Raw genomic sequence first — 17344 nt, 5'->3', positions numbered from 1 at the left:
TTTCCGCAAGCGACTCATGTTAATGTAGAATGAGGTCACAAGCCATGGTTCAACCTGAAAATGCAGATAAAAACCCATAAAAATGTCACAGTTGCAGTAGCGGCTCCTCAATTCCAATCTTTAACCGCTGAACACTTTGAACCCAATTATTGGCAAGCAAAGCAGTCGATAACAGGCACGTCAACTGGGCGTCATACTACATGGTTTATTCAGGGAGCAGACACAAAGCAATGGGTACTGCGTCATTATTGGCGTGGTGGGCTGATGGCAAAATTCAGCCGTGATTTATATCTGTATACTGGACGAGAATATACCCGCCCCATGGCTGAATTGCGATTATTAGCCCATATGATCCAGCTCGATTTACCCGTGCCTCGTCCTGTCGCTGCCAAAATTGAACGTACTGGTTTATGGTATCGTGGTGATATCTTGATTGAGCGAATTGATAATGCCGTTGATTTACACGGTTTGCTTTCCAGCAGCAACATGGACGACGCATTATGGCAACAACTGGGTGCGACCATAGCTCGTTTTCATCGACTTGGCATCTATCACGCAGACTTGAATATTAAAAATATTTTATGGGATAAGCAGCAATTTTATTTGATTGATTTTGATCGTGGCGAAATCCGTAAACCATCCTCATCTTGGCAACAAAGCAATATTGCACGACTGCGCCGTTCATTTGATAAAGAAAAGGCCAAACTTCCCGAGCTGGCCTTTAATGAACAAGATTGGCAACAGCTGCTAACCGGCTACCAAAATGCCCTATAGCTGTAATGCCCGTCAATTAAGAAAACCGCCACTCCATATGAGATACTGACTCAAAAATTCAAATCATTGAATTTACAGGAGAGAGGGAAAGCAATAAGCTGAATGTCCGAGGCATGGATGCCGAGGCCAAGCGCCCATGGATGGGCTTGTAGCGTTTCAGCGTTTGCTTATCCTCGCTTGAAAAACTTAGCTATCAGAAATTACCCTATAGTCGGGCTTTTATAATGGCTTGATGTTTCAAAAGCGCACCACGATTCGCTGCCACGCAATCTTTTGCCGCTTGTTGACGTTTGCTCAATTCACTTGGTTGATTGATATTTTCAATCAACGATTGGGCCAGAGCGGAACTTGAATCTACCGAGATCATGCTGTTAACGCTTGTGAGCATTTGGCAGATATCGGTAAAGTTATAGCGAGACGCTCCCATCAGCACAGCTAATCCCATCGCTGCGGCCTCCAATGGATTTTGCCCACCGTGCTCAATAAACGAGCCACCAATAAAGGCTTGATCGCCACAAGCAAAAAACTTGAGCATTTCTCCCATCGTATCACCCAGTAATACCTGAGTAGACGCAGTAACAGCATCTTGCTGGCTGCGTCTTGCTATGGTCAACTGATGAGCTTCAATACGCTTGGCGGCTGTATCGAATTGTTCAGGGTGACGGGGAACCATAATCAATAGCGCGCTTGGGTGAGTTTTGAGTAATTGCTGATGAGCCTCAAGTACGGCATCAAACTCCCCCGGATGGACACTGGCTGCAACCCAGATTGGCGAAGCATCTCGCTGCCATTGTGCTCTTTGCTTTTTTCCCTCTTCTAGGATTGCATCACTGATCTTTAAATCAAACTTAAGGCTACCGGTCACTTCTGTTTTCGTGGCCTCAACGCCTAATTGAATAAATCGTTGCTGCTCTGCTTCAGTTTGGACGCCAATATAGTCTAAGGACTTAAGCATTGGCTCTGTAAGTGCGGGGTATTTTTGATACTTAGCAAAGGAAGACTCAGATAATCGCGCATTGGCTAAAATGACTTTCGCCCCCTGCTTTTGCGAGTAATGCAACAAATTTGGCCATAACTCTGTTTCCAAAATCACCACCAGCTTTGGTGATAATCGGTTAACAAAACGTTGAGTCGCACAGGCAAAATCCATCGGTAAATAGCAATGCTGAACTTTATCACCAAACGCTTTGTTTACCAGCGCCGATCCTGTTGGACTAGTTGTAGTGATAGTTACCCTATGTTCAGGATAAGTATCTATAATGCTTTGAATAAGCGGGATAGCGGCCTGAGTTTCTCCCATAGATGCGGTATGAAATAACACATCTGTTGGTTGAACTTTATGCCATCCGAACCGCTCCGACCAGCGACTTCGGTAGTCTCGACTCTTTATCGCCCTTACCGCTAAGTAGCTGATTAATAAAGGTGAGAGCAAATACAGAAGAGCAGAATACCAAAAACGATTCATGTAACGTTCCAATTACAGACTTTGCTTGAAGATTAACGCCAATGCTACCATAACCGCTGATATGACGTAACAATCTGGGCAAATTAGCCTTTAGGAAGCCAAATGAAAACTCGTGATAAAATCATCCACGCCAGTCTTGAGTTATTTAATGAGCACGGCGAGCGAGCGATCACTACTAACCACATTGCGGCTCACTTAGGGATCAGCCCCGGTAACCTGTATTACCACTTTAGAAACAAGCAAGACATCATTCAGAGTATTTTCAGTTTATACGAAGGGCATTTAGAGGAAAACTTTCAACCTTTACAGCAAGGAGTGATAAGTCCTGAACGCTTAGTGAATTACTTTGATGCCATCTTTTATAGCTTATGGCAATTCCGCTTTCTGTATGCCAACCTCAGTGATATTTTGCAAAAAGATGAGTCGTTAAAGCAACGCTATCATGCCATTCAAGGCAAAGTCATGGCTTCAGGTCAAAGCATCATTCGCCAGCTGGTTAATAATGGTATCTTAACCATTCCTGAGGATGATCTTGAGCGCTTTGCCGATACCTTAAAAATGATCGTCGCGTCATGGATCAGTTATCGACTGTCACAATCGACGCATTCCCACATTGAAAAACCTGAACTCTACGATGGTGTCTCAAGAGTCATTATGCTAACCAAAATCTACGCAACGCCCAATGCTAAGCAAGCCTTTGAGCAATTGGAAAGGCGCTATATAGAATTGAGCCACAGCCACCAATAACGCATTGTTGAAGTGACCTAAATCAGGGCAGATAAGGCGTGCGTTAAGATTTACACCACGACACCATTTCAACTCCATGATCCTTTTGAACAATCCTCGTCATGGGGGTACACTTACCCCCATTCTAATATCATCGGCTAATGTAACCTGCACGGTTCCGATAATTTAACCTCTGATTTAAAGGAGCGTCCTTTGGCCTCACCATCTTTTTACCAACAAATTAATCAGCAACTGGCTGACGTTAAAGCTGAAGGGCTTTATAAAAGTGAACGTGTCATAGTTTCACCACAACAAACAGCAATTAACGTTAACAGTGAAGAAGTCATTAACTTCTGTGCCAATAATTACTTAGGCTTAGCTAATCACCCAGAGCTGATCAAAGCGGCTCAACAAGGGTTGGATGCTCATGGTTTTGGTATGGCATCTGTGCGTTTTATTTGTGGTACTCAAGACATTCATAAGCAATTAGAGTCTGCATTAAGTGAGTTTTTGGGCATGGAAGATACCATTTTGTACTCTTCGTGCTTTGACGCTAATGCGGGGTTATTTGAAACTCTATTAGATGGTAATGACGCCATTGTGTCTGACGCGTTAAACCACGCTTCCATTATTGATGGTGTGCGTTTATGTAAAGCGAAGCGTTTCCGTTATGCCAATAACGACATGGCAGATCTAGAACAACAACTCATAGCCGCCAAAGACGCTGGCGCGCGTAATATTCTTATCGCCACTGACGGTGTGTTCTCTATGGACGGAGTGATTGCCAACTTACAAGGTGTGTGTGACTTGGCAGATAAATACGGCGCATTGGTGATGGTTGACGACTCTCACGCTGTTGGCTTTGTGGGGGAAGAAGGTCGAGGTACACACGAATACTGTGAAGTCATGGATCGCGTAGATATTATCACGGGTACCCTAGGCAAAGCCTTAGGCGGTGCATCTGGTGGCTTTACCTCAGGGAAAAAAGAAGTGATTGACTGGTTACGTCAACGCTCGCGCCCTTATCTATTCTCAAATTCATTAGCACCAGCCATTGTCAGCGCATCAATTCGTGTATTAGACATGCTTAAAGATGGTGCTGATTTGCGTAACCAACTTAAAGACAATGCGCGTTATTTCCGTGAGCAAATGTCGGCGGCAGGCTTTACGCTTGCGGGTGCCGACCATGCCATCATTCCTGTAATGATTGGGGATGCTAAATTGGCAGGTGATTTTGCAAACCGTCTACTTGAAGAGCACATTTATGTGATTGGCTTCTCCTTCCCTGTGGTACCTAAAGGCCAAGCGCGTATCCGTACACAAATGTCAGCGGCTCATACTCGCGAACAATTAGACAAAGCCATCGAAGCCTTTATCCGTATCGGTAAAGAAATGGGTATTATCCAATAATGAAAGCGTTAAGTAAGTTAAAGCCTGAAGAAGGCATTTGGATGGTCGACGTTGATAAACCAGAAATGGGTTACAACGATATCCTGATCAAAATCCGCAAAACGGCGATTTGTGGCACTGATATCCATATTTATAACTGGGACGAATGGTCACAAGCCACCATTCCCACACCTATGGTTGTAGGCCATGAGTACGTGGGTGAAGTGGTTGCCATCGGTGAAGGTGTTCGTGGCTTTAATATTGGTGACCGAGTATCAGGCGAAGGTCACATTACCTGTAGTCATTGTCGTAACTGCCGTGCGGGTCGTACCCATTTATGTCGTAACACCACAGGTGTAGGCGTCAACCGTGAAGGCGCATTTGCTGAGTATCTTGTTATTCCAGCATTCAACGCCTTTAAATTACCTGATGATGTCAGTGATGACTTAGCCTCAATCTTTGATCCGTTTGGCAATGCTGTGCATACCGCTTTATCGTTTGATTTAGTGGGTGAAGATGTATTGATCACGGGCGCAGGCCCAATCGGCATTATGGCAGCGGCTGTCTGTAAACATGTGGGTGCACGTCATGTCGTGATCACTGACGTTAATGAATACCGCCTAGACTTAGCCCGTAAAATGGGCGCTACTCGTGCGGTTAACGTAGCAACAGAAGAGTTAACATCTGTGATGTCTGAGCTTGGTATGACTGAAGGCTTTGATGTTGGCTTGGAGATGTCAGGTGTGCCATCGGCATTCCAAAGTATGCTTGATGCGATGAATCACGGCGGAAAAATTGCCATGCTGGGTATTCCACCTGAAAACATGGGGATCGACTGGAGTAAGGTGATCTTCAAAGGGTTAGAAATCAAAGGTATCTACGGCCGTGAGATGTTTGAGACTTGGTATAAGATGGCTAGCCTTATCCAATCAGGCTTAGATATCAGCCCAATCATCACTCACCACTACCATATTGATGACTTCCAACAAGGCTTTGATGCCATGCGTTCGGGTCAATCAGGTAAAGTGATTTTAAACTGGGATTAAGGGTTGAAGCTGTAATAAATACAGAAAGTTTCATTCAAACCTATTAAAAAACCCAACGTCATACCTGCTAAAGTAGGTATGACAACGTTTGTATTTGTTTAGGAACAAGCAATGACTCAAGTGAAACACCTCAATGTTGCTCAATTGATTGCCCTTTCAGGCGAACACGACAATATTCAATTGGTTGACATTCGTGACCCTGAAAGTTTCAGCAATGGTCATATTGCCAAGGCAACACACTTAACGAATGACAATATTACTGAATTTATTCGTGATGCCGATTTGGACGCGCCAACAGTAGTGGTGTGCTATCACGGGATCAGTAGCGTCCAAGCAGCACAATATCTGATCCAGCAAGGCTTTGAAGACGTCTACAGTCTTGACGGTGGTTATGAAGCTTGGGCTAAGGGTTAACCCTCAATCGTTATCTGAAGCCGATCCTGTGTCGGCTTCATTATCTTCATCTGACGCTTCTTCATCGTCGTCATCTTCTTCATCATAATCATCGTCGTCTTCATCATCGTAATCCAGCGACATCACGATCCGCATCAGTTCAGCGACGGGCTCAAATAAGCTTTCTGGGATAAAATCTCCTGATTCCACTTCTGAATATAAAGCTCTCGCCAACGGAATATTTTCTACCACAGGCACTTGCTCTTTTTCAGCAAGGTCGACAATGTGCAAAGCTAAGTGATCTTGTGCTTTTTCAAGCACTTTAGGAATAGGCGATTCCTCAGCATCATAAAATAAACACACGGCAAGGTGATTGGGGTTTCTCACTACTGCGGATGATTTTTTCACATTCGACGCCAAACTTCCTGAGGCAATTTCACGCTGAGTTTCACGGCGCTTTTGTTTGATTTCGGGATTACCTTCGGTATCTTTACGCTCCTGCTTAGTTTCTTCTTTTGACATCTTTAATTCTTCCATCGTGGAATGACGTTGAAACACATAGTCAGCCGCACCAAACAGCAAGTAACACCCCACAAAACAGCCCCACAACCATAAAATTAAGGTCATCATCACCTTAAGACCACATTGTTCATCACAAATGGGAAGATACTGAAAAGAGTTGGAGTATTTATGAAGAATGTAATAGAACACCGCACTGAGAACTAAGACCTTAAAGATATTCTTAGCCAGCTCAAATAAGCTTTTCATCGAAAATAATTGTTTAGCATTATTGACGACATTAAGCTTATCAAATTTAGGTTCTAAGGCTTCCGAGGCCCACAATGGCCCAGTTTGAACAATATGACCAAGGATTATGGTCGCTGATAACACTAAGCCTAAGCCGCCAAAATACTTGATCAAAATCTCCACAAACCCCAAAAAAAGTTGTTCGCTGGCGGTTCTCCAGTCTAAGTTCATGTATTCAATGGACTGTTCAATCAGCTTGATATTGGCGTTAAGAAAGTCATGCCCCATAAATAAAAAGTAAGCGAGGATCACCGCCATTTCTAAGCCAGTTACAATCTCATTACTTTGGATCACCTGCCCTTTTTTTCGGGCATCACGTATTCGTTTCTCGGTAGGTTTTTCGGTCTTTTGTCCACCTTCAGCCATAATGTCTCCTCCTTATGGCTTAGGTTCTAACAGGTGATACAAAATTTGAAAATGTGATTCAGCGCTGTCAGTACGAGCAAGATAATTATGAAACGCAAAGTTGATGCAATAGATCATCACCAACAGCACCATGACCGACTTAACCGGCATGGATAAAAAGAATACGTTTAATTGCTGCGCCGAGCGATTCACCAAACCAAAGGCGGTATCGGTGAGCATCATGATCACCATTGCAGGCATAGCAAACCCCATAAACAAGGCGTTCATCAACCGCCATTCTTTTAAAAAGAAATCAAATAACGGAATATTGCCATTCAAATACAAAGGCGAACCAGGCGGCAGTACAAGGTAAGACTCATACATGGCACTGAGTAAGAAGTTCAGTCCACCTGAAGCCAGAAACAGCACACTTAAAACCTGAGCAAAAATTACACCATAAACCGAAGACTCCACTCCCAATAACGGGTTAAGAACCGTTGAGAGCGATGAACCACGCATGGTATCAATTAAAAAGCCCGCCATATCAATCGCCCAAAATGGCACGGCAGCACAAAAACCGATCATCAGACCAATAGCAAACTCTTCTATATACAAGCCAACTAGCTCAAGATAAGTGGCTTCTAATAAATGTTCGTGCATGTCCATTAACGTAGGCATCACAGGAAAAGCAAACATCATGACAAGGCCGTTGCGCATTAAGCCGCTGCTTAAGCTACCACTTTTGAATAATGGCAATAGCAACATCATCCCCAACGGACGCATCATGCTGAGGGAAAAGACAGGAAGATGTTCTGTAAGGGCTTTATAGAACTCTGTCTCCAATTTACCCCACCTTATCAATCAGATTGAACATCTCATTAGCGAAGTTAAGCATGGCCACCGCCATCCATTCGTAGGTCATGGCCATGACAATACTGACCCCCACCAGCTTGATCAAAAACTGTAACGTTTGGTCTTGAATTTGAGTTAAAGCTTGAACCAGTGATACTAATACCCCTAATACCGAAGCGACCAAGACCGTCGGCATTGAAAGCAATAGTGTGATCCACAAAAGCTCGGAGGTGAGGTGAATAAAATCGGATACATTCATGAGTATGACAACATCAATTGACTAATGAGTTTTTCCCATCCCCCCATCATAATGAAGATCAGGATCTTAAACGGCAGTGCGATGGTCATCGGCGATACCATCATCATCCCCATCGCCAGCAAAATATTCGAGACAATGATATCGATGGCGACAAAAGGTAAATACAAGAGTAGACCAATCTTAAAAGCCTCGATTAACTGGCTTAAGGTAAAAGCGGGGATCAGCACCATGAGCGAGTTTTTATCGAGATTTTCATGGTAGGCCTTGGGCCAAATCTTGTGGCCTACCTTTGAAAAATAGTTGATTTGCTTGGCATGACTGTGCTTTTTTAAAAACTCGCGATAAGGCTCAGCCGCTTGTGTATTTAAACGCTCAAGAATATCTGGCGCACTGAGCTTAATGGGATTTTGCTTTAAATTACTGTAAATTTCGCTGCCCACGGGTGCCATGATAAATAAGGTTAACACCATGGATAAGCCGTATATGGCCATATTGGGTGGAATTTGCTGTACCCCTAATGCCGTTCTAAGCATGGATAGCACAATAGAAATTTTAAGAAACGAAGTCCCCATCACTGCAAATAAAGGCAACAGTGATAACGCAAACAATACGATGATCAAGTGAACGGGATGTTCAAGTAAGCTCATGCCGACGTCCTGTAAGTTTTATAACACATTAGCGTCTGGCGGGAGGTTGCCACCATCAGGTGAATACCTGAACTTCTTAGTGATTATGCTTAACAATAAGCAGCGCAACTTTGCCAACGACTCATTCAAGAATAGACCTGAATCATGAGTTCAGCCATATCGACAAAGTCGGAAAATGTTAACAATAAAATTAAGGTGATCGGAGAACATTAAGAGCAAGTCGATCACTTGCTCTTTAACATAGGGAATTTAATCAGCAAAAGCCTTGGCGAAACGCTCAACCTTCTGCCAATCGGTAAACTCATAGGTACCACGAGTATCGGTAGGGCCTTTCGTTATCCACATAATAAAACGGATCATGGTTCGGTCAAAAAAGCCGTATTTCGGGTACTCAATTTTTCCGGCGAAGACACCTTGCACAGCTGGGTTCCAAGGTGATTGCGCGAGGAAGTTTTTCATATAAGGGTTGGTTTTTGGCGTATTTTTTTCTGGTTTTCTCGCCACCACATTTACGGAAAAAAAACCACTTTGGGTTTGAGTCAGCCATTCATGATGTTGTCCAATAAACTCAAACACCGCTGGACGATATTTACCATAACGGATACTGGCACCAATCATGACTTTATCGTATTGAGATAACTTATCTTCAGTCACTTGTTCAAGTGATAATACCGTCACTTGAGCTTGTGTCATATGAGTCGCCATCACCTCACAAATATGCTTGGTTTGACCATCAACGGTTGAATAGATAAGAGCGATGTTCATTAATTCTTCCAAAATGTAGGCGTAAACAACACCAATAAAGTAAACACTTCCAAGCGACCAAATAACATAGTGATCAGTAGTACCCATTTCGCGCCATCACCGAGCGTAGCATAATTACTAGCGGCTTCACCGAGAGCTGGGCCTAAATTATTCAAACATGCGGCTACGGTACTAAACGCTGTTAACTCATCGACGCCAAATGCCATCAAGGCCAGCATACTGATAATAAATACCAAGGCATAAGCTGAGAAAAAGCCCCACACCGCATCAATCACACGATCAGGGAGAACAGAATTACCAATTTTGATGGTAAAAATGGCACGAGGGTGAACCAAGCGTTTCATTTCACGAGAGCCTTGCAGTACCAACAAAATGATTCGAATGACTTTCATTCCGCCCGCTGTCGAGCCGCCACAGCCTCCAATAAAGCTGGAGAAAATCAGCAGCATAGGCAAAAACAATGGCCAACTATGAAAGCTTTCTGTACCAAACCCCGCCGTGGTTGAAACAGATACCGCTTGGAATAGTGCATGATCTAAGGTTTCTTCAGCCGAATCATAAATATTGGTTTGATACAGTACGAGGAAACAAATCGCGGTCAAAATAAGCTGTACCGCCAATAACACCTTAAATTCGGCGTCTTTAAAATAGACTTTTAAATTGAATCCTTTGTTGGTTACGGCCGCAAAATGTAGGCTAAAGTTAATTGCCGAAATCAACAAAAACACCACGCAAATCAGGTTGATCACTGGGCTATTGAAGTAGCCCATACTGGCATCGTGTGTTGAAAAGCCACCAATCGCAATCGTCGAAAATGAATGACAAATGGCATCAAAGGCACTCATGCCTGCAAGCCAAAAAGCAGCGGCACACGCTAAGGTTAAAAACAGATAGATGTACCATAAGGCTTTTGCGGTTTCGGCAATTCTAGGGGTCATTTTGCTGTCTTTTACAGGCCCTGGAATTTCAGCGCGATACAGCTGCATCCCCCCAATCCCGAGAACAGGCAAAATTGCCACCGCTAATACAATGATCCCCATGCCACCAAGCCATTGTAATAAGTGACGATAGAACAAAATGGCTTTAGGAAGATGATCAAGCCCGACGATTACGGTTGCCCCAGTCGTCGTCAAAGCAGAAAACGACTCAAAAAAGCTGTCCGTCCAGCTCATTTCAGGATTGGTGGCAAAAATGAAAGGCAGCGAACCAATCGAGCCCAGTACCGTCCAGAACAGCACCACTATCAAAAAGCCCTCTCGGGTTCGCAGCTCGGCTTTGTGATAACGGTTGGGATACCACAAGCTGAATCCCAATAATAAACTCACCACAAAGGCTTTTATGAACGCCATGCCTTCACCATCATTATAAAAGATGGCGACCAATGCTGGCGGCAGCATAGTAATTGAAAAAAGCCCCATTAACAGGCCAGTTATTCTTATTATGGTGCGATATTGCATAACAAAATTGGTGTTAATCCCTGTGAATGGGTGTTGCTTTTGCGATGCAAATATAAAGCGGTTTTACAAAAGCAATAAAATGGTTTTTGCCATTATTTCACAATTTTCAAACTAAGTTGATGTTAAGCGTAAAAAATACCACGAACAAGAATCAATAAATAAAAACCAGTCAAAATGTAAAGCACCTTGCGGCTCTAACTAATTCGTATTTAATATGATGATCATTCAATACATTTATCCAAATCAGGTGGTATAACTTAAACCTATACACCCCTGCTTTATGGAGAGATCATGGCTCACTATGCAACGGCGCAGCAACTGAACAGCGGTCTGGCTTTTAAGTTTACCCATGACTCACGATTAACAGAATTTACGCAGGCACAATTTAATGCTCTCAGTCATCAATTTACGGCTAAGAATGATCAAATCACCCTTGCTTTTAAGGAAGGCAATCAAAGGGACATTTCTGTCACTTTTCAAGTCGATCACACACATCCTGACGCCCCTCACCTCTATTCATTCAGACGTTTCATGTGTGTTCATGTACCGGCTTATAGAGACAAAGTTCAATCCATCTTATGTGCCTATCGCGAATTTACCAGTAAGCCCTGTCTTTCAACGTTTTTTCACACGGCAGTACCAAGTGACGCCCGTTCATACTTAAGGATGCCTAGTCATACACAGGTAAAATCTGGGTACTGTAAACTTGAAACCGCATTACATGATATTCCACAACCGACAAGGCTCCAGCACTCACCAAAAATCATTTATATCGAAGCCGTAGGTTGTTTATTTCATTATGAAGTCAAAAAAGTTTCAGGTGTTCATCAAATCAGAAAGCGGTTCTCTCAACCCGATAATTCACTTGATGCATTGGAAGCATTTAAGCGTCAGCACCAATCGCAAATTGTTTTATTGAGTACAGACGGTCGACTTTTAGACTCTACGGAAAGTAAGATCATACCTGAAAACATTAGAGCTCTGATTGATAAGGAGGTAGCAACAGAAGCGATATCAGCTCAATTAGAGTTGATACAACATAAGCAAATAGATATACATGTTATTGCCCTTCAAATCAGCACCATGGTGCAGTTTATTGCTTTTTTCACACAGCCTGAATTACGGGCTACCGCAAACTTAGCCTCTGTTCAACAATACATTCCTAGGTTGGAAGAACATCATAAAATGCTGAGTCATGAATCAGGATGTCATAACCTTAAACAATTTTACCGTCGCCATCCAACCATGAAAGAGGAGCTTCAATTATGGAGATTAACAAAAGACAGAGTCTACAATGTCTCAAAAGTGACCTAATCCTCTAATGCCTTAATGACGGCTCATCAATATAGAAGTAACCACCATTTCGATCGACTAAGGCTGAAAACCAATCAATAGATTTATACCTGTCTTTGCCGTGCCAAGGATCATTGATGATCACTTTGTCACCATATATTCCTTTGACGACGATAGTGTGACCAGCTCGGATCTTAGTAAAAGCAAGCAGTCGAGCGAAGTCTCCACTACACACAAATGGCCCGTTATCTTTTAAGATTTTACTGACATACTCAAGGGTGATTTTTCTAAAAAAATCAGAACGTAAATTAGGATAATTACCCACTAGGCTGATATACAAATCATGGGGATCGACACCTTCGAAGCTGCCTCTTCTTTTGGCATCATTGGGTACCACTTTATCTGGGTAGTAATAACCAATGAGCATAGTAAAAGACATCTCACTACATTCATTAACCAAATGTTGATGGAAATAGGGAAGATTATAATCAACGTCATGCGGGCCAGAAGCACCTGGGTTTTTGGCTTTATAATTCGCGGTTGATGCTTTCTTCCTTTTATTAACCAACCGTGAAAAAAGCAGGGGGACTTTCATAACTTTTAACCTTTATGGTTAATCCGCAGTAATTGTGTTTCCCTTACACAAACCCGCAGACTCATCTAAACCATGATTTGGGCATAGTATTCGTTAAATGAGTTACTGTAGAAAGATTTTTTTTTAATACCTTATTTGTCTTTGAAGATAAGTTGTAATTGTCCTTGAGATATAACGGAAATATCTTGAGTCAGTGCTGACTTTTGAGACTTAGGAACAGCAAGGTTAAGCACAACCTGCTCAGAAAATTCTTTACCTTCAATCGTCGTTTGATACTTATTACACACATACTCCACATCACTGAGTTGTGCATAATCGCAAGTGATAGTCGCTTCATCCTTAAGCAGTTGAATGTCGGTTTCTAACTGCGGTAAACCACGTTTAATACCACCGCTGTACGCACGAACCAAACCACCTACACCTAATTTGATGCCACCAAAATAGCGTACCACAATGGCACCAATTTCACCGATATCAGCTCCCTGAAGTACCGCTAACATTGGACGCCCAGCACTACCCGACGGTTCACCATCATCGCTAGAACCACAATTCACCATTTCCTTGGGCGCTCCCCCAACAAATGCCCAACAATAATGGCGCGCATCAGGATAATCACGCCTTGCGTTAGTGAGCGCCAACTTTAGCTCTTGCTCAGACTGACAGCGAAACAAAATAGTGATAAAGCGACTTTTTTTTATTTCTTCTTCCAGCACAAACTCTTGTGCTGGAATAGCATAACGATCATCCGTCACGGTTTAGGCTAACCCGCAATCACGGGTCATATTTTCAATACGGTCAGCATGAACAATGACGTTATCTTCAATACGAATACCACCAAATGGACGCAGTTCATCCACTACACTCCAATTAATTTGGCGGCGAGTAGCCTCATCCAGTTCATTAAGCAGGGTATCAATGATGTATAAACCCGGCTCTATGGTCAGCACTTGCCCTACATCCAGAGTACGAGTGCAGCGTAAAAACGGATGTTCAGCGGGTGATGCTATATGAGTGCCTTGTTCATCGGGGCTAAAGCCTGCCACGTCGTGCACTTGCAGACCTAACATATGCCCTAACCCATGTGGGAAAAAGGCACGGGTAATACCACTGCCAATTAACGATTCAAGGCTGCCTGTCGCGAGTCCTTCATCCAACAACACTTGGGCAACTTTTTGGTGAGTGAGTAAATGTAAGTCAACGTAGCTTTTTCCTACCTTCATCTCAGCAATAATGTCATGTTGCAATTTATCCATCGCCGCAATTAAATCGGCAAAGCGATTTTGCTCAGCCGAATAGGTACGGGTAATGTCAGAGGCATAACCACCGCACGTAGCCCCCGCATCAATCAAAAATGAACGATGTTGTTGTGGCTTTTGATGTTCAAGGATCATGTAATGCAAAATGGCGGCATTTTCATTCAACGCAATGATATTGTTATAGGGAACTTGGTTTTCCCCTTGTCCCACCGCCTTCAAATACTCAAGCTGAATATCAAATTCACTTCCGCCATTGAGAAAGGCCTGTTTTGCGGCTAGGTGCCCATTTACCGCCAGTCTGTTCGCTTCACGAAGACAATCTAATTCATAGTCCGTTTTAAAAGAGCGTTGATAATGAAGGTAGTTTTCAACGGCATTTGGATTAATGTGAGTAAAGCCCAGTTGTTCAGCCAATGATGTTTCTTCACCTAAATATGCCCAGTTGGCAATATCCGACGGTAATATTGCTGAAACTTGATCCGCTTTGGTTAAGAGTTTGATATCAAATTCATCAGTCCAAAACGTTTCTGGGACATCGGAGACCTTATGCCAAAAATCAACAGGGCGATAGTAGATAAGCGTAGGCTTACTGTGTCCATCGGCGACAATCCAGCAATGAGGATTATCCAATAGCGGCAGCCAAGACTTAAAGTTTGGCGTCACTTTGAATGGATAATCCATGTCATCCAAAAACTGTCGTTTAGGCTGACCGGCATGAAATACCAAACCCGATAGGTGTTGACGCTGACAAATTTCAGCAGCTCGGCGATTCATCTCAATGATGTGCTTAGAATAATGTTGACCTATCGAGGACATGCTCAGACTCCTTAGGAATAATGCTGGAGCCCGAGTGTACCACAGCAATGATGAGGCGTTAACGGCTATAGCTATAGCTAATGACCGCATTCATCTGTGTCAATGTACGACTTTTTTCACACCAAATATAAACCATAAAATCCTCCGAGATTATTGAGTTAAATCTTTAGATAATCACCTTTATCAAACGCCCGTTTGAATTTGATTGTTTTTTCTTCTTCTTACTTTTACACTGCATATCTTCCCTCTCAATTATTTAGCAATGCAATACAGTACCAAGGATAAAAATAATGATTTATCAGAGCCATAGTATTCAAGTCGACATGCTGAATGATCACATCGCCCAGCTATGTTTTAACTCCGCGCAATCTGTAAATAAATTAGATAGTGCAACCTTATCTTCACTTGATGAAGCCTTAGATGCCATTATCAAAGCAAGCCCTAAAGCTCTCCTACTGTCATCGGCCAAATCCGCCTTCATTGTTGGCGCAGACATCACCGAGTTTTTAGGTTTATTTCAGCAAACGGATACCAAGCTTCTAAAGTGGCTATCACAAGCCAATGACGTATTTAATAAATTAGAAGATCTGCCTTTTCCTACCCTTTCTGCCATAAATGGCTTCGTCTTGGGCGGCGGATTTGAAACCGTGCTGGCAACCGACTTTCGTATCGCCGAGCCCAATGCTCGACTCGGACTGCCCGAAACCAAATTAGGTTTGATCCCTGGGTTTGGTGGCACCGTACGTTTACCAAGACTCATCGGTATTGATAATGCGCTTGAGTGGATCACGACAGGCAAACCACACAAACCAGACGTAGCAATGCAAGTGGGAGCCATTGATGCCGTAATCTCTTCAGAGCAATTACAGCAAGCCGGCATCCAAATGCTTACCGATGCCATTGATGGCAAACTCGATTGGCAAACACGTCGCCAACAAAAACAAACACCGATGCCATTACCAGCAATGGAATCGTTAATGGCATTTACCACGGCAAAAGCCATGGTATTTCAAGTAGCAGGTAAACATTATCCTGCTCCCAACGCTGCCGTTAACATTGTTGAACAATCACACCGTCAAAATAGAAAAGAAGCGCTTATTGCAGAACATCATGCCTTTATTGAACTGGCTAAAACCGACGCTGCGACCGCTTTGATTGGCATCTTCCTTAACGAACAAGTGGTTAAACATAAAAGTAAGCAGGCCGCTAAATCTATCGAGTCACCAGTGAAACAAGCTGCAGTATTAGGCGCTGGGATCATGGGTGGCGGGATCAGTTACCAAAGTGCCAGTAAAGGCATTCCGGTCATCATGAAAGACATCAACCAAGCGGCATTAGATTTAGGCTTATCTGAAGCGGCTAAGTTACTCAACAATCAAGTCACTCGCGGCAGACTTTCCACCGATAAAATGGCCAAAGTGCTCAATCAAATATCTGCCACTTTGGATTATGCTTCGATATCACACGCTGACATTGTTGTTGAAGCTGTGGTTGAGAACCCAAAGGTAAAAGCGCAAGTATTAGCTGAAGTGGAATCCCATGTTAGTGTCGATACTATCATTACCTCTAATACCTCCACCATTTCCATTGATTCATTGGCGGCAAGCCTTAAGCACCCAGAGCGTTTTTGTGGGATGCATTTTTTTAATCCTGTACACAAAATGCCGTTAGTGGAAGTGATCCGTGGCAAGCACACTTCAGACACCACCATTGCTAAAGTCGTCGCTTATGCCAATGCCATGGGAAAAACGGCAATTGTGGTTAATGACTGTCCAGGATTCTTCGTTAACCGAGTACTGTTCCCCTATTTTGCAGGCTTTAATCAACTGCTTGTTGACGGTGCAGACTTTATTGAAGTCGATAAGGTAATGGAAAAAGTCTTTGGCTGGCCTATGGGCCCTGCTTATCTGCTGGATGTCGTGGGAATGGATACCGCACACCATGCTCAAACAGTGATGGCTCAGGGCTTTCCTGAACGCATGGCTACATCGTCTAAAGACACCATTAAAGCGCTACTTGATGCTGAACGTTTAGGGCAAAAAAATGGTGTAGGCTTTTATCAATATCAAACCGATAAACGCGGTAAACCGAAGAAAGTCAAAGATGAAGCCGTAAATGCATTACTCAGTAAAACATGCCAAACTCAACAATCATTTGATAAAGACACCATCATTGCCAGACTGATAATTCCAATGATCATAGAAACAGTACGCTGCTTAGATGAAGGCATTATCGCTTCCCCTGCTGAAGCGGACATGGCGTTATTGTTCGGATTAGGCTTCCCACCATTTCGAGGCGGTGTGTTCCGTTATTTAGATACTTTTGGTATTGGTAAATTTATCGAACTAGCCGATTCTTTCGCTCAGCTTGGCCCTTTATATCAAGTGACCGACTCTATGCGTAAACTGGCTGCAGATGATGGCCGCTACTTCCCCATTTCACAATAAAAAGGAACAGAC

17 protein-coding genes are annotated in these 17344 nt (G+C 43.2%); 7 read left to right on the top strand and 10 right to left on the bottom strand.

Features of this window, described 5'->3' with window-relative positions:
• Window positions 1-60: 60 nt before the first annotated feature.
• Window positions 61-774, top strand: a complete 714-nt coding sequence (locus E2H97_RS00150; RefSeq protein ID WP_133405246.1) for a 3-deoxy-D-manno-octulosonic acid kinase — start codon at window positions 61-63, stop codon at window positions 772-774.
• A gap of 205 nt (window positions 775-979) precedes the next feature.
• Here the strand turns inward: E2H97_RS00150 and waaA are convergent, their stop codons facing one another.
• Complete coding sequence (waaA, locus tag E2H97_RS00145; protein ID WP_133405245.1) at window positions 980-2239, bottom strand: lipid IV(A) 3-deoxy-D-manno-octulosonic acid transferase; 1260 nt, start codon at window positions 2237-2239, stop codon at window positions 980-982.
• A 102-nt stretch (window positions 2240-2341) separates the two neighbouring features.
• Between waaA and E2H97_RS00140 the strand changes: the two genes are divergently transcribed.
• From E2H97_RS00140 to glpE, 4 genes are all read left to right on the top strand, one after another.
• Entirely contained in the window at window positions 2342-2986 is a 645-nt protein-coding gene (locus tag E2H97_RS00140; protein ID WP_133405244.1) for a TetR/AcrR family transcriptional regulator, read from the top strand.
• 192 nt (window positions 2987-3178) lie between these two features.
• Window positions 3179-4375: a glycine C-acetyltransferase gene (locus tag E2H97_RS00135; RefSeq protein WP_133405243.1), complete on the top strand. Its 1197-nt coding sequence runs from the start codon at window positions 3179-3181 to the stop codon at window positions 4373-4375.
• The gene (tdh, locus tag E2H97_RS00130; protein ID WP_133405242.1) at window positions 4375-5400 is read left to right on the top strand and encodes an L-threonine 3-dehydrogenase; all 1026 of its coding nucleotides are present in this window, start codon (window positions 4375-4377) and stop codon (window positions 5398-5400) included. Before E2H97_RS00135 ends, tdh begins: the two co-directional genes overlap by 1 nt.
• A gap of 111 nt (window positions 5401-5511) precedes the next feature.
• Window positions 5512-5814, top strand: a complete 303-nt coding sequence (glpE, locus tag E2H97_RS00125) for a thiosulfate sulfurtransferase GlpE (protein ID WP_133405241.1) — start codon at window positions 5512-5514, stop codon at window positions 5812-5814.
• A gap of 3 nt (window positions 5815-5817) precedes the next feature.
• Here glpE and E2H97_RS00120 read toward each other — a convergent pair whose 3' ends face one another.
• The 6 genes from E2H97_RS00120 to E2H97_RS00095 form a co-directional block, all read right to left on the bottom strand.
• Window positions 5818-6966, bottom strand: a complete 1149-nt coding sequence (locus E2H97_RS00120; protein WP_133405240.1) for an EscU/YscU/HrcU family type III secretion system export apparatus switch protein — start codon at window positions 6964-6966, stop codon at window positions 5818-5820.
• A 12-nt stretch (window positions 6967-6978) separates the two neighbouring features.
• Window positions 6979-7788: a type III secretion system export apparatus subunit SctT gene (sctT, locus tag E2H97_RS00115; protein ID WP_246029033.1), complete on the bottom strand. Its 810-nt coding sequence runs from the start codon at window positions 7786-7788 to the stop codon at window positions 6979-6981.
• 1 nt (window position 7789) lies between these two features.
• On the bottom strand, window positions 7790-8056 hold the full coding sequence (gene sctS / locus E2H97_RS00110) for a type III secretion system export apparatus subunit SctS (RefSeq protein WP_133405239.1): 267 nt from the start codon (window positions 8054-8056) through the stop codon (window positions 7790-7792).
• Window positions 8053-8703, bottom strand: a complete 651-nt coding sequence (gene sctR, locus E2H97_RS00105) for a type III secretion system export apparatus subunit SctR (protein WP_133405238.1) — start codon at window positions 8701-8703, stop codon at window positions 8053-8055. Before sctR ends, sctS begins: the two co-directional genes overlap by 4 nt.
• Window positions 8704-8952: 249 nt before the next feature.
• Complete coding sequence (gene hemG / locus E2H97_RS00100) at window positions 8953-9468, bottom strand: menaquinone-dependent protoporphyrinogen IX dehydrogenase (RefSeq protein ID WP_133405237.1); 516 nt, start codon at window positions 9466-9468, stop codon at window positions 8953-8955.
• On the bottom strand, window positions 9468-10925 hold the full coding sequence (locus E2H97_RS00095; protein ID WP_133405236.1) for a TrkH family potassium uptake protein: 1458 nt from the start codon (window positions 10923-10925) through the stop codon (window positions 9468-9470). The genes hemG and E2H97_RS00095 overlap by 1 nt, the downstream gene beginning before the upstream one ends.
• Before the next feature lie 291 nt (window positions 10926-11216).
• On the opposite strand from E2H97_RS00095, the gene E2H97_RS00090 reads away from it, so the two are divergent.
• A complete protein-coding gene (locus tag E2H97_RS00090) occupies window positions 11217-12239 on the top strand; it encodes a hypothetical protein (protein ID WP_133405235.1) in 1023 nt (340 codons plus the stop codon).
• A 4-nt stretch (window positions 12240-12243) separates the two neighbouring features.
• Here E2H97_RS00090 and E2H97_RS00085 read toward each other — a convergent pair whose 3' ends face one another.
• The 3 genes from E2H97_RS00085 to pepQ form a co-directional block, all read right to left on the bottom strand.
• Entirely contained in the window at window positions 12244-12813 is a 570-nt protein-coding gene (locus tag E2H97_RS00085) for a papain-like cysteine protease family protein (protein WP_133405234.1), read from the bottom strand.
• A 131-nt stretch (window positions 12814-12944) separates the two neighbouring features.
• Window positions 12945-13565, bottom strand: coding sequence for a YigZ family protein (locus E2H97_RS00080; protein WP_133405233.1), 621 nt, complete (start codon window positions 13563-13565; stop codon window positions 12945-12947).
• Window positions 13566-13568: 3 nt separating this feature from the next.
• Complete coding sequence (pepQ, locus tag E2H97_RS00075) at window positions 13569-14885, bottom strand: Xaa-Pro dipeptidase (protein WP_133405232.1); 1317 nt, start codon at window positions 14883-14885, stop codon at window positions 13569-13571.
• Between the two features lie 290 nt (window positions 14886-15175).
• Between pepQ and fadB the strand changes: the two genes are divergently transcribed.
• The gene (gene fadB / locus E2H97_RS00070; protein WP_133405231.1) at window positions 15176-17332 is read left to right on the top strand and encodes a fatty acid oxidation complex subunit alpha FadB; all 2157 of its coding nucleotides are present in this window, start codon (window positions 15176-15178) and stop codon (window positions 17330-17332) included.
• Window positions 17333-17344 lie beyond the last annotated feature (12 nt).

Source organism: Parashewanella tropica (genome assembly GCF_004358445.1).
Lineage (GTDB): Bacteria > Pseudomonadota > Gammaproteobacteria > Enterobacterales > Shewanellaceae > Parashewanella > Parashewanella tropica.
This window is presented reverse-complemented; position numbering and strand designations above follow the sequence as displayed.

What these genes read in the sequence shown, in the direction of transcription:
- fadB (WP_133405231.1), top strand. Translation starts at nt 15,176, where the DNA reads ATGATTTATCAGAGCCATAGTATTCAAGTCGACATGCTGAATGATCAC.
- sctR (WP_133405238.1), bottom strand. Translation starts at nt 8,703, where the DNA reads ATGAGCTTACTTGAACATCCCGTTCACTTGATCATCGTATTGTTTGCG.
- E2H97_RS00150 (WP_133405246.1), top strand. Translation starts at nt 61, where the DNA reads ATGCAGATAAAAACCCATAAAAATGTCACAGTTGCAGTAGCGGCTCCT.
- E2H97_RS00120 (WP_133405240.1), bottom strand. Translation starts at nt 6,966, where the DNA reads ATGGCTGAAGGTGGACAAAAGACCGAAAAACCTACCGAGAAACGAATA.
- sctS (WP_133405239.1), bottom strand. Translation starts at nt 8,056, where the DNA reads ATGAATGTATCCGATTTTATTCACCTCACCTCCGAGCTTTTGTGGATC.
- E2H97_RS00140 (WP_133405244.1), top strand. Translation starts at nt 2,342, where the DNA reads ATGAAAACTCGTGATAAAATCATCCACGCCAGTCTTGAGTTATTTAAT.
- tdh (WP_133405242.1), top strand. Translation starts at nt 4,375, where the DNA reads ATGAAAGCGTTAAGTAAGTTAAAGCCTGAAGAAGGCATTTGGATGGTC.
- E2H97_RS00090 (WP_133405235.1), top strand. Translation starts at nt 11,217, where the DNA reads ATGGCTCACTATGCAACGGCGCAGCAACTGAACAGCGGTCTGGCTTTT.
- E2H97_RS00095 (WP_133405236.1), bottom strand. Translation starts at nt 10,925, where the DNA reads ATGCAATATCGCACCATAATAAGAATAACTGGCCTGTTAATGGGGCTT.
- waaA (WP_133405245.1), bottom strand. Translation starts at nt 2,239, where the DNA reads ATGAATCGTTTTTGGTATTCTGCTCTTCTGTATTTGCTCTCACCTTTA.
- pepQ (WP_133405232.1), bottom strand. Translation starts at nt 14,885, where the DNA reads ATGTCCTCGATAGGTCAACATTATTCTAAGCACATCATTGAGATGAAT.
- E2H97_RS00085 (WP_133405234.1), bottom strand. Translation starts at nt 12,813, where the DNA reads ATGAAAGTCCCCCTGCTTTTTTCACGGTTGGTTAATAAAAGGAAGAAA.
- hemG (WP_133405237.1), bottom strand. Translation starts at nt 9,468, where the DNA reads ATGAACATCGCTCTTATCTATTCAACCGTTGATGGTCAAACCAAGCAT.
- glpE (WP_133405241.1), top strand. Translation starts at nt 5,512, where the DNA reads ATGACTCAAGTGAAACACCTCAATGTTGCTCAATTGATTGCCCTTTCA.